8 protein-coding genes and 1 pseudogene are annotated in these 12,464 nt (G+C 65.3%); all 9 read left to right on the top strand.

Going from position 1 to position 12,464, the window contains the following annotated elements; genetic code table 11:
• Positions 1–25 precede the first annotated feature (25 nt).
• The 9 genes and pseudogenes from SJY26_RS05890 to SJY26_RS05850 all read left to right on the top strand — a co-directional run bounded on the left by SJY26_RS05890 (position 26) and on the right by SJY26_RS05850 (position 12,462).
• Positions 26–907 (top strand): methyltransferase domain-containing protein, encoded by an 882-nt coding sequence (locus SJY26_RS05890; RefSeq protein ID WP_396595210.1) that lies wholly within the window; start codon positions 26–28, stop codon positions 905–907.
• Positions 908–969: 62 nt separating this feature from the next.
• Positions 970–1,746: a class I SAM-dependent methyltransferase gene (locus SJY26_RS05885; protein WP_396595209.1), complete on the top strand. Its 777-nt coding sequence runs from the start codon at positions 970–972 to the stop codon at positions 1,744–1,746.
• Positions 1,747–1,780: 34 nt separating this feature from the next.
• On the top strand, positions 1,781–3,979 hold the full coding sequence (locus SJY26_RS05880) for a glycosyltransferase (protein ID WP_396595208.1): 2,199 nt from the start codon (positions 1,781–1,783) through the stop codon (positions 3,977–3,979).
• A 166-nt stretch (positions 3,980–4,145) separates the two neighbouring features.
• The gene (locus SJY26_RS05875; RefSeq protein WP_396595207.1) at positions 4,146–5,777 is read left to right on the top strand and encodes a glycosyltransferase family 4 protein; all 1,632 of its coding nucleotides are present in this window, start codon (positions 4,146–4,148) and stop codon (positions 5,775–5,777) included.
• A gap of 112 nt (positions 5,778–5,889) precedes the next feature.
• Positions 5,890–8,022 carry a hypothetical protein gene (locus SJY26_RS05870; RefSeq protein WP_396595206.1) on the top strand — a complete coding sequence of 711 codons (2,133 nt, stop codon included), beginning with the start codon at positions 5,890–5,892 and terminating at the stop codon, positions 8,020–8,022.
• Entirely contained in the window at positions 8,019–9,044 is a 1,026-nt protein-coding gene (locus SJY26_RS05865; protein ID WP_396595205.1) for a hypothetical protein, read from the top strand. Before SJY26_RS05870 ends, SJY26_RS05865 begins: the two co-directional genes overlap by 4 nt.
• On the top strand, positions 9,041–10,363 hold the full coding sequence (locus SJY26_RS05860) for a sulfotransferase family protein (protein WP_396595204.1): 1,323 nt from the start codon (positions 9,041–9,043) through the stop codon (positions 10,361–10,363). The genes SJY26_RS05865 and SJY26_RS05860 overlap by 4 nt, the downstream gene beginning before the upstream one ends.
• A gap of 239 nt (positions 10,364–10,602) precedes the next feature.
• Entirely contained in the window at positions 10,603–11,490 is an 888-nt protein-coding gene (locus tag SJY26_RS05855; protein ID WP_396595203.1) for a hypothetical protein, read from the top strand.
• A pseudogene (locus SJY26_RS05850) lies at positions 11,487–12,462 on the top strand (UDP-glucuronic acid decarboxylase family protein). Before SJY26_RS05855 ends, SJY26_RS05850 begins: the two are co-directional and overlap by 4 nt.
• The last annotated feature ends 2 nt before the right edge of the window (positions 12,463–12,464 follow it).

Here is a 12,464-nt window from a genome sequence, read left to right as displayed (position 1 = left end):
GCCAATGTATCTTGAGCGGTTCAGCATGCTGCGCGGCTCGATCGTGATCAGCGGCTGGCACAGCGCCTACCGTGCCGGCGCCGATCTGGCGATCCTGGTGAAGGGCGAGCCGCTTCAGACCGTAATCCGTTCTGTTCCGCGCAACGACCTTGCAAAGGCGATCGGACCAGAGGCTGCCGATTGGGGTTTCGCCGTTCATGCGGTTCTGACGGACCCCGCCCACAGCGCCGACATCGGGTTGCGGCTGCCCGACGGCCGGGTCATCGAGCGAGTCCAGGTCGCCGAGGCGCGCGACATATCCAATCCCCATGAAGCGTTCGCCCGGTTCATCAAGACCGTGAACGCGACCGGCGGGCGCGTGCTGGAGATCGGGGCCCGAGCCCGCAGCGCGATCACCCGACGCGAACTGTTCTCACCCTCGGTCGACTATATTGGCTTCGACGTGATGGCTGGCGAGAACGTCGACGTGGTTGGGGATGCTCACCACCTGTCGCGATACGTTCAGGAGCCCTGTGACTACATCTTCTCGATCTCCACATTCGAGCACTTTCTGATGCCCTGGAAGGTAGCCTTGGAAATGAATGCCGTTTTGCGTCCAGGCGGAACGGTCTATTCCCAATCCCATCAGACATGGCCGGTCCACGACGCTCCCTGGGACTTCTTCCGCTTCTCGCGCGAGGCCTGGACGGGTCTTTTCAACGTGCATACCGGCTTCTCGGTCACCGAGGCGATCCACGGGTCGCCAATCTCCATGGTCAGCCTGTTCAATCCCGGCGGACCATTCGAGAACATGGAGACGTCGCCGGGGTATGGCCTGTCCGCCTGCATCGCGGTGAAGACCGGGGCGCCGAAGGTCTCTTGGGACGCTGACGTTTCCGATATCCAGTCGATCGGCTACGACCACTGACAGAGGCATTCGGGCTGGCATCCTGGCGGCCGTCTGCTGGACGAAGCGAAAAGAGAGAATCGATGGAAGCCCCGATCAACGACAACTATGTTTCCGGAGCCCCGTCGGACCAACTCGCCATCGACCTGTTCAGAACGTCCTGGATCAGCCAGATTCCCAGGCCCGGCCTCGAAGCGGGAACCGTGCCTCTGTTCGAGGATGCCCGTATCGACTGGCTCGTCCAGCACCGCGGTGGGTTCGATGGCCAGTCGGTTCTGGAGTTGGGCCCGCTTGAGGGTGGCCACACCTATATGCTGGAGAAGGCCGGCGCGGCCTCGATTCTGGGCATCGAAGCCAACACTCTCGCCTACATGAAATGCCTGATCGCCAAGGAGATCATGGGGACGCGAAATTCACGATTCCTACTCGGCGACTTCGACGACTATCTGGATCAGACCACCGAACGTTTCGACTTCCTTCTCGCCAGTGGCGTTCTCTACCACATGGTCGATCCCATCCGGACGCTGACGAACATGGCACGCGTCACCGACGAGATGTTCATATGGAGCCATTTCTTCGACGACAGGGCCATGCCGGAGGGCGACCCGAGACGCGCGCTCTTCACCGGCGAAACGATTGTCCGTGAACGCGACGGAAAGTCTTTGACCTACCGGTTGCGAGGCTACGGCGACTCGACGGTCTACAGCTCCTTCATCGGCGGCATCTCGCCCGGCTCGGTCTGGCTGGAGAAGGGCGAGACGATTGCCTTCCTTGAAAGCCACGGGTTCGCCGTGACACCGTCATTCGAACACGACGACCATCCGCACGGCCCGGCCGCCTGCCTGTACGCCCGGCGATGATCAGCCGCTTGCCCCGCTCCCGGGAGACTGCGCGGTGAGCCGGCAGCCCGCCGGGCCGCGCAAGGTCTTGCGCTGGTTGCGAAAGCGACTTCTGCCGCCACCGGCACCGGTCCGTACTCCGGAGGCCCTGTCGCGGGATGACGTTGCGCGCGGCGATCGGGCCCGGGATCTGGGGGACTGGCTGACGGCGGCGGAGGCCTACGGAGCCGCGCTTGCGCACCAGCCGGGCCAGACGTCCATTCTCGTCCAGCGCGGCCACATGCTGAAGGAAGCCGGGGCGCTGGCCGAGGCCGAGGCCGCCTATCGGGCGGCAGCGCAGGCGGCTCCGCTGGATAGCGAGCCCTGGCTGCACCTGGCCCATGTCCTGAAGGCCGTAGGGCGACACGAGGCGGCGATCGACGCCTTTGTCGAGGCGCTGCGGCGTGACCCGGGAGCGGCCGGAGCACGCGACGAGCTGATCTCGGCCGGCGTACGCCATCGGCTCCCACGTCCGACCTTCGGCTCCGCCCGTGCCATTGCCGATGTGGCCTTGATCGGCCGAAATCTTGATGCGGCGCTCGATACCGTTCGGGACTGGGTGCAGGTCTCGACCTATCCGCTCGACGCGTGGGACGCTTTCCGCCGGGCCTATCCCGTCACGCCCCCGCCATCGAAAAAGGGGGAGGCCCCCGTGGTGGTCGTAGTCGACGCCATGGATGCCATTCCCGCAGCGGTCGTCCGCACCCTCGACAGCCTTGTCGACCAAAAACACGCCCGCTGGCAGGCGCTTGTGCGCGCCGGAAAAGCGGTCAGCGGCCACCCTGTCGCCAGCCTCGAGGCCGTGGATCCCCGGATCGTCTTCGTGGGTCCGGAACTGCAGGATCTCGGTGACAGTCTGACAGGCTTGATGCCCGTGAGCGTTCTGGCCCTTCCCGCAGGCGCGGTTCTGGATCCGCAAGCGCTGGCCTGGTTCCTCGCCGCATCCCGTCGGACCGGGGCCGATCTGGTCTATGCCGATCACGACTACCATGAGGATCACTGGCGGAGAGGCCCGCTCCATCGGGAGCCGGCCCTGCAGTCCGCGCCCGACATCGACGATCTGGCGACCAGTCCCCGGCCACCGGTGGCCGTCCTGTTCACCGACGGTCAATCCGCCGGACTGGTCGACGCTCTGTCTGGCGGAATCGAGCCCTCTGCCGTCGGCCGGGCGCTGATCGTGGCGGCACTGAACGAAGGGCGCACCGTAGCCCATCTGCCGCGGTTGCTCACCAGCGTCTGGATCGGCTCCGCTGCAGACAGCGTCCCGGCACATCTGGAGCGCCCGAGCACCGTGGATCCGGACGATCGCATCCTCGTCATCATCCCGACCCGCGACCAGTCCGGACTTCTGAAAGCGTGCGTTGAAAGCCTCTACGCCTTCGCAGACCGACCTGATGCTGTGGACATCGTCATCGTCGACAACCGGAGTGCCGAAGAGGAAACCCGGACCTGCCTCGCCGAACTTTCGGGGCTTGCCGGGGTCCGCGTCCTGACCATGGATGAGCCCTTCAACTGGGCACGGCTCAACAATGAGGCGGCCCGGCACCAGAACCAGCCCCTTCTTGTTTTCGCGAACAACGACGTGGAGGCGGTGGCCCGGGGCTGGGACACGGCCATTCGACGCGAACTGGCCCGGCCGAAGGTCGGAGTGGTTGGCGCGCGCCTGCTCTATGCGGACCGCACCCTTCAGCACGGCGGAATCGTGCTTGGAGCCTCAGAAGGTCGGCCTATGCACGAGGGTGTGGGCGCGGATCCGCTGGAGGACGGCCCCATGGGTCGCTACCGCAGGACCCGGCCGGTCGCGGCTGTAACCGGTGCTTTCATGGCGGTGCGCCGCGAGACCTTCGAGACGCTCGGAGGTTTCGATGAGCGACTGATCGTCGGCTACAATGACATAGACCTTTGCCTGCGCGCGCGCGCTGCGGGCCTTCGCACCCTCTATGCCGCAGACCTGATCCTGCTCCACCACGAGTCCCGGACGCGAGGTCTGAACGACTCGGCCGACAAATGCGCCTGGGACGACACCGAACTGAAGCGGCTTTTCGACACCTGGGGTGAGGGGCTGTTCGTCGATCCCGGGGTCAATCCTCACTGGGGATCCGCGGACGGCCGTCCCCTCGACGGATACCGCGACCCGACCGCGACCCAGATCCTGACGTGGCTGGACCAGAGTGTCTCACCCGCGCCCTGGAGCCTCGCGCGCCCCCCGGGGTGACGGTACCGGAGCGAGTCCCTTCGGTACGGCCAGGCCTTGACGACGGAGGCCCTGGAGGGTCGTGGCCGCCGAGGGCGCAGGCGGCCTGAAGCAGTCCTCACCTTTGCACCGCGTGGCAAAGTCCCTATGCGGGACACAACGCGCGCTCTCCCGGTACAAGGTGTCCATGAACGCTCCGAACTTCGCCCTCTACAACGCCGGCGACGCCTACAGCACGGCCGCGAAGATCATGGGCCGGCAAAGTGCGGGAAAGGCGATGATCAAGGGAATCGCACGGCGCTGGCCCACGGGGGAGGTGAACGCCTTCAGTGCTGCCCGGTCTTCGGCGGAGAGCCTCGCCAGTCAACTCAGATCGGAAGGGCATACCGGCGTCGTGCGCTGGATACCGGCCCCGGGAAACGCGGGCCTTGACGCCCTGGGGGCCCTTTATCATCCCGCTCCGGTCACGATTGACCTCGCCCACGGACGAAACACACGCGGTTCCGCAGCCTACAGCCTGTTCGGGGTCACCCACACGCTCAGCTCGACGCGCGCCATGGACGAGATCAGCGCCATGGTTACGGCACCGTTCCAGCCCTGGGACGCGCTTGTCTGTACCTCCTCGGCCGCTCACGCCGTCGTCAGGCGACTCCAGGAGGCCCGGTGCGCGTGGCTGGCCGAGCACTTGGGGGTCACGAAGTTTTCCGCTGTGGCGCTGCCGGTCATCCCACTGGGCATTGATGCGCCTGCCTTCGCCAGCAGCGAAAGTGATCGAGCCGAGGCACGACAGTCGCTGGGCCTGGGGCAAGATGACGTCGCCTTTCTCTTCGCAGGGCGGTTGACCTATCACGCCAAGGCCAATCCGGCAGTTCTCTATCAGGCGCTCGAAGCAGCTGCGGCCCGGACGGACAGGGCGCTCGTCTGTGTCGAGGCCGGTGTCTTTGCCAGCACCGCCGTGCGGGATGCCTTCCAGAACGCCCAGCGGGTGCTGGCACCGTCGGTTCGATTCATCGCTGTCGACGGGGCCGAGGCCGTCGCCTACCGCCAGGCCTGGCGGGCTGCCGATGCCTTCGTGTCGCTCTCGGACAATATCCAGGAGACCTTCGGCCTGACGCCGCTCGAGGCGATGGCCGCCGGATTGCCTGTCCTGGTCAGTGACTGGAACGGCTACAAGGATACGGTGCGGGATGGCATTGACGGTTACCGTATTCCGGTCACCCTGCCTCCGGTCGGGAGCGGGGCTGACCTGGCGCTGCGCCACGCCACGGCGCAAGACAGCTATGATTATTTTATCGGCCGGACCAGCATGATGACGGTCGTTGATCCGGCCACCCTGACCGAGCGGATCGTCGCCCTTGCCGAGGCTCCCGCGTTGAGGGCCCGGTTGGGGCAGGCTGGCCAGATGCGCGCCCTCAAGGAGTTCGACTGGCCCGTTATTCTCGACCGCTACACCGCCCTGGCAGACGACCTGGGTGAGATCCGGCGCTCGGTCGGCGCGACTCCGCGTCAGGCCTGGCCGGCTCGCCCCGATCCGTGCGACCTGTTCGGGACCTACCCCACACACATCCTTTCGGGCCGCTGGACCGTGACCCGGTCCGTCGACACCGTCGCACTGGACGCGCTCCTTGATCTGCCCTTCGCCCGCTTTGCTATTGATCCGGTCACCTTGCCTCGGGAAACGATTGTCGAACTGCACGCGCAGGTGGAGTCCGGACAGACCGTGAAGGCACTGCTGGAGACCCACCCGGCGGCGACACCGGTCAAGGTCCGGGCCCTGATGTGGCTCTGCAAATTCGGGGTCCTAAGATTGAATCGATAGGTGTTCAGGCTTGACGGTTGTCCCCGCCCGGACGATTTGAGGGTCACAAGGTCGTTAGGGCCGAGGCGAGACGCGGCCGAACGGGTTGCGAATCCAGTCCGGAAAGGGCGTCATGGCCGCTGGCTCAGTCGAAGATCCGCTTCTGACCGTCCGTGAGGCCTTCGACGCCGGACACTATCTTGCGAACAATCCGGATGTGGCTGATGCCGGCCTGGATCCATGGGCGCATTTCATGACGTCCGGCTGGCGAGAGCGGCGGGATCCGAACGCGGACTTCTCGGTGGCAGCGTACCTCCAGCTGAACCCGGATGTGGCAGAAGCTGGCGTGAACCCCTTTGTTCATCATGTCCTGCATGCCGCACACGAGGCCCGACCAACCGCGCCCGTCGTCGTCACCCCCTCTCTGTCCAGCGTGTCCGACACGTCCGACATCAGAGAAGCTTTCGATGAGGATTTCTACCGGGCATCTAATCCGGATATCGCCGACCAGGACCCTTTCGATCACTTCGTGGCTGTCGGCTGGAAGGAGGGGCGCGACCCCCATCCGGACTTTTCCGTTTCAGACTATCATCTGGTCAATCCCGACGTGGCTGCGGCCGGGTTGAACCCCTTTATCCACTTTATCCGCCACGGCCGGGCTGAGGGCCGGTCGCTCGGCCCTGCCCGGACGCGGGACCGCCCGGCCCCCGGGGCCGGTGAGGTTGACCCCGTGCGGGCCGCCTTTGACGATGAACACTACCGCGCCTCCGGACCGGTCTTGTCTGAAGCGGAGGACGCCTTCACGCACTTCATGCTGACCGGCTGGCGCAAGGGGCGGGATCCCAATTCATGGTTTTCGGTGGCCCGCTATCTTCAGCTGAACCCTGACGTCGAGGCGGCCGGGATCAATCCGTTCGAGCACTACATGGTCCACGGTCGCCATGAGGGTCGGCCGCTGACCCACGGGCTTGACTTCCGAAACGATATTCTTCGGCTGGCCCCGCCGTTCGAGGCGCACCTGCAGAGTCTCCGCGAGGCCTGCCCCGATCCCGATCCCGATCCGATCGACCGCCTCGCCCAGGCCCTGAGCCAACGCCAGACGGGTCGCCGTCTCCATATCACCGTCAGTCAGGACAACTATGTCGGAGCGTTTGGCGGCATCCAGCTTTGCCTGAGAATCGAGGCGGCCGCGCTCCGCGAGCAGGACATCGACCATCTGCATCTGTTCCCTCCGGCCACCGCCATGGTGGTCGAGGTCAATCGGGAGAACCCGCCGGTCGGCCTGTTGCTCAACGATGTCTTTCTCGGCCATTTCCGGCCGGATGAGATCGTTGCCCTGGCAAACGGCCAGCCCCGGACCGAGGTGTCCTTTGCGGTGCACAGCCTGATTGGACACTCAACTCCCGGCGTTGTTGGTATCCTTCAGGCCTTCGGTGCCGAGGCCGGCTATTATTGGGTGCATGACTACTCCAGTCTGTGCGCGGGCTATGCCCTGATGCGCAACGACGTCAGCTTTTGCGGTGCCCCGCCCCCCGAAAGTGCGGCCTGCCGGGTGTGTCAGTATCGCCCGCGCCGGCGGGTCCAGATGCGTGAGCACGAGCGATTGTTCGAAGCCTTCGCCGTCACGGTTCTGGCTCCGTCCAGCGGAGCCCTGACGCTCTGGCGTCGGAGTTTTCCCCGTCGTCCGGCGGCGGCCATCGCGCATCCCCATGCCAGACTGACCCCACGTCGCACCCCCCGCATACCTCGGGACGAGGTATCGGGGCGGCCGTTGCGTGTGGGGTTTCTGGGGATGGCGACGCACCACAAGGGGTGGCCCGCCTTTGCGGCACTGGCCGAGTTCTTCAGCTCGGATCCCCGCTACGAGTTCCACCACCTGGCGCGCAGCCCCGCTGCAGGGGTGCCGATGCAATTTACCGCTGTCGCCCCGACCGCTGGCGATCCGGAACCCATGCGGGACGCTGTCGAAAGACTGCAGCTGGACGTGGTTGTCCTGTGGTCTCTCTGGCCTGAAACCTTCTGTTTTACCGCGTTCGAGGCTGTTGCCGGCGGGGCGGCGATCGTGACCAATGCGGCAGCGGGCAACGTGGCCGCCTTTGTTCGCGAGCAGGCCTGTGGTCTGGTGCTGGACGGGGAGGTGCCGCTCCACGCCCTGTTCCAGTCCGGAGAGATTCGCGCTCAGGCACGTCAGACCCGTATGCCCCGGCTCCAGGCCCTGAAGTTCAGCCGGATGACGGCCGACTTTCTCCCGGAGACGAGCCGTTGAAAGTTCTCTGTTTCAGCAGCTTCACCTTCTCCTATCTCAACCGGGCCAGGGTGCTTTACCGCTCGCTTCGTCAGCACCACCCCGACTGGCACCTGGTCGCCCTGGTCGTTGACCGTCCTCCGGACGGCATCGTGCTCGACCCGGAGAACGAGGACTTTGATCGCGTGGTCTATGCGGATCAGCTGGACATCCCCGATGTCCGGGCCTGGCTCTTCCGGCATAACATCGTAGAGGCCTGCACCGCGGTCAAAGGCCCCTTCCTGCGCCTTGCCTGCGATATGGGGGCCGACGCGGTGGTCTATCTGGATCCCGACACCGCCCTGCTGAACCCGCTCGATACAGTGACGGATGCGCTGCGGGATCACGACGGCGTGCTGACCCCCCATATGCTAGAGCCGGAAGAGACCCTGCAGGCCATTCTGGACAACGAACAGGCCACGCTGCGGACCGGGATCTTCAATCTGGGCTTCCTTGCGATCCGGACGACGGCCGAGGGTCGCCGCTTCGCCGCATGGTGGTCGGACCGGCTTTTGCGGTTCTGCTATGACGACATCCCGTCGGGTCTGTTTGTAGACCAGAGATGGTGCGATCACATCCCGGCCTTTTTCCCGACCTTCACCGTGCTGCGCGACCCCGGCTGTAACGTGGCGAGCTGGAATCTCAGCCGGCGCACCGTGCGCATCGACTGGGAGGGCCGCATAACCGTCAACGGGTCACCCTTGCGCTTCTGGCATTTCACCAAGCTGGGCCCGATCGGCGACATCATGACGCGACGGTATGCGGGGGCCAATTTCGAGGTCCATGAGATCTGGAACTGGTACAAGCGCGAAATCGACGCGGCCACAGACCCGCGGATTCCGACGGGATACTGGCACTACGGCCAATATGGCGACGGGGTCCCGATCCCCGCCGCTGACCGCGGGCTTTATCGCACGAGACAAGATCTTCAGGCGGCCTTTCCCGACCCGTTCGCGAGCGGACCGGGGAGCTACCAGGCCTGGTTGGCGGAGAGCACAGAGTGACCACGGCCCCTTCAGGCGATCCTCACCCCGCGCCGCGGCCACGCCCGGCCCTCGTGGTCACGGGCATGCACCGCAGTGGCACGTCCGCCATGGCGAGAATACTCTCACTGGCGGGAGGTGCCCTCCCGGAACGGGTCATCCAGCCCGGCCCCGACAATCCACTCGGCTTCTGGGAACCGTCAGAGATGGTCGCGCTGAGCGACGAGATCCTGGCTGAGGTCGGCTCGGCCTGGGATGATGTCTTTGTCCATCAGGCGGGCCCCAGGGCCTGGGATCGACCCGGTTCCTGCATTGATCGGGCCGAGGCCATGATCATGCAGAACTACGCTGACCGGGATCTGCCGGTTATCAAGGACCCCCGGTCGTCCGTGCTGGCACGGCTGTGGCACCAGGCGCTGGTCAACTGCGGCCGGGCCCCCCTCTATATCATCATGGTCAGGCACCCGCTGGAGGTTGCCAGTTCCCTGAACGCCCGGGACGGGTTCCCGATCAGCCAGGGAATGCTCCTGTGGGCCGCCTATATGCTGTCCGTCGAGCGAGACACGCGGAGTTGCCCTCGCGTGTTCGTTCCCTATGCCGGGATGCTCGAGAACCCCTCGGGCACCCTTGACCGGATCGAGGCGGCGTTCGGCATTTCACTGCCGCGTCGCGATCTAGCAGAGACGGAAATCGGTGCCTTCCTGTCCCAGACCCATCGCCACCACCGCGCTGAGGCGCTGCCGCCCGCCGGGCGGGAAGAGGGTGTGGTTGATCGGGTTCATGACTGGACCCGGGCGGCGGCTGCAGGATCTGAGCCCGATCCCGGTGCCATGGATGCCGCAGGTCAGGCAATGGAGGAACTGGCGCGAACCTGGGGCCCCATCCTTGACCACCAGAAGCAACAGGGCACCGCTCGGCTGACCCGGGCCAACATCGCACTCGCCGACAGCGAGGCCCGCCTGCTGCGTGAACGCGCCCGCGTGGGCGAGGTCATCGCAGCCGAGGAATCCCGGCGCATCGTGCTCGAACGCGCTGTGCATGACGCGACGCTCAGGATGGACGCTGCCATGGCTGAGGCAGTCGAGCAGGAGGCAATGCTGCGTGACCTTCGTTTCGAAAACACGCGACTGAAGTCGACGGTCAGCGACTTGCTGGGCGACCAGGACGCTCTCAACAAGCTACGCCACCAGCTTGCCGAGGACGTCGGGACCCTGCAAAGGCGCAACGCCGCGATCAAGTCCAGTCTCAGCTGGAAGATCACCCGGCCCGTGCGCGCAATCCAGTCGCGACTGAAGAAGACGCTGATGTCCCCCGCCGCGCTTCCCGGCTCTGGCAAATGACCCGGGTTTCGTGCCTGCGCCGGCCATCGGGGGGTGACGGGCTTGCATCCGTCGGGCAACGACCGGCATAGCGACGCTGGACCACTCAGGCCCCGGCGGATGACACTGCGGGCGGGGCGACGACAGGGTCCTGACAGGATCCGGAACGGGGGACGCTGCATGATCTGGCCAGGAGCCACCCTTTCGCGTCTCGCGGACGGGATACCACCGGCATCGGCGGCGCACCTGGTGGCCGGCCGATGAAAGCGCTTGTTGTCCTGGTTCACTATTTTGCGTCTGAACCCAATCCACGACATTCCTCGGTCGATGAGGCGCGCCGCGTCGACCGGACCAACGTGGTCCAGCGGGTCGTCCGGGGCTATCGCGGCGCCTTCGGGCCTTCGGCGGAGGTCCGGTACGCCCGGAAACAGTCGAGCTATGTCCTGGACATGGCCTGCCCCGTCGATCTCGACCTCAGGATCCTGACCGTCCCGGGCCACAGCCTGCTCGACCAGCCCTTTCGCGACCGGTTCGGCGTGGCCCAGACCTCTGCGCAACCGACAAACCCGAGGATGCTGGGCTTCGATGCCTACCGGGTCTTCGCCAAGCACGCCGACCAGTACGACTGGTTCATCTACAGCGAGGACGATCTGCTCGTCCGCGACCCCCTGTTTTTCGATAAGCTGATCTGGTTCAACAGGACGTTCGGCGATCGTCGCGTGCTTTCCCCCAACCGGTTCGAATGGAACGATCAGGGCAAGACGCAGAAGACCTGGATCGACCATGATCTTGAGGAGAGCGTTTCGCGGTCGCTACTCTCTGCCATTGATGACGAAGAGACGCTGACGGCGACACCACTGTCGACGCCCACTACCTTCCGACGGGCCAACAATCCGCACTCGGGCTTCTTCGCCATCAACGCAACCCAACTTGCCCACTGGATGTCCAGGCCCCACTGGCTCGACCGAGACGCCAGCTTTGTGTCCCCGCTGGAAAGCGCCGCGACCCTGGGTCTGGCCCGGACCTTTTCCGTCTACAAGCCAGCTGGCCGCGCCGCCGGCTTCCTTGAGATCGAGCACCTCGACAATCGCTTCTCGGGCCGGGCCAGACCCCTGACCATCCTGTCCACCACCGGCGGCACGAAATGAGCGAGAGCCCCCGTTCGCCACTGCGGGTCCTCGTCACCGGAGGAGCCGGGTTCGTGGGTTCTCACCTGTGTGACCGACTGATCGCGCGCGGCGATCATGTCATCTGCCTCGACAACCTCCACACCGGGACGCGGGACAATATCGCGCATCTGGCGGAGGAACCGCGCTTCGCGTTCGTCGAGCATGACGTCACCGTGCCGTTCGACGCGCCCGTGGATCGCATCTTCAATCTCGCGTGTCCGGCATCACCGATCCACTATCAGTACGACCCGGTCATGACCGTCCGGACGAACGTCATGGGTGCCATCAACATGCTGGACCTGGCCCGGGCGACGGGTGCCCGGGTGCTGCAGGCCTCGACCAGCGAAGTCTACGGGGACCCGGAAATCCATCCGCAGCCGGAGACCTACTGGGGCCGGGTCAATCCCATCGGCCCCCGGGCCTGCTACGATGAGGGCAAACGCTGTGCCGAGACCCTGTTCTTTGACTACTCCCGTCAGGAGCACCTCGACATCAAGGTCGCCCGGATCTTCAACACCTATGGCCCGCGGATGGCCATCAACGACGGGCGGGTGGTCAGCAATTTTGCTCGTCCAGGCCCTCACCCATCAGCCCCTGACCCTCTACGGGGACGGCTCCCAGACGCGCAGCTTCTGCTTTGTCGACGACCTGGTCGAGGGCCTGCTGAGGTTGATGGACACCCCGACCGGCTTCACGGGTCCGGTCAACCTGGGCAATCCAAACGAATTCACCATTCTGGAGCTGGCCCGGGAAACCATCGCGCGGACAGGTTCGCGGTCCGTCATCGAGCACCGCCCCCTCCCCCAGGATGATCCACGGCAACGACAACCGGACATCACCCTTGCCGAGACGGCTCTCGACTGGCGACCCACCGTTGAACTGCGAGAGGGGCTCGCCCGGACCATCGAGCACTTTTCGGCAGCCCTGAAGAAGGGCAGCCCCGGCAGCTGAGG

The sequence above is a fragment of the Brevundimonas sp. R86498 genome, assembly GCF_044598075.1.
GTDB lineage: Bacteria > Pseudomonadota > Alphaproteobacteria > Caulobacterales > Caulobacteraceae > Brevundimonas.
The sequence above is the reverse complement of the archived record's forward strand: the minus strand, read 5'-3'. Positions and strand labels throughout refer to the sequence as shown.